Source organism: Shewanella electrica, assembly GCF_022321485.1.
Taxonomy (GTDB): domain Bacteria; phylum Pseudomonadota; class Gammaproteobacteria; order Enterobacterales; family Shewanellaceae; genus Shewanella; species Shewanella electrica.
The window spans coordinates 1-247 of the sequence record NZ_JAKOGG010000620.1; the positions used below are offsets into that span (position 1 = coordinate 1).

The following is a 247-nucleotide window of genomic DNA, read 5'->3' on the forward strand; positions in this document are numbered from 1 at the left end:
GTAATTGGCATCTGAACGTGACGCTTTTGGGCCAACTCGTAAGCAGCTTTGGTAGTCGCTACCCCTTCGATGACCATCCCCATGTTTTCCACCACGTCGGCGAGTTTCTGGCCCTGACCGAGTTGGTAGCCGGCCCGCCAGTTCCGCGAGTTCTTGGAAGTGGCGGTCACCACTAGGTCCCCAACCCCAGAGAGGCCAATAAAGGTCATCGGGTCAGCGCCCAAGGCCACCCCGAGCCGACGGATTT

The 247-nt window shown here is 59.1% G+C and carries 1 protein-coding gene; it reads right to left on the minus strand.

Annotation, left to right across the window (positions count from 1 at the left end; genetic code table 11):
* The coding region (locus tag L9G74_RS21620; RefSeq protein WP_326521531.1) for an NAD(P)H-dependent glycerol-3-phosphate dehydrogenase at nucleotides 1-209 on the minus strand (209 nt) is incomplete at its 3' end.
* Nucleotides 210-247: the final 38 nt, after the last annotated feature.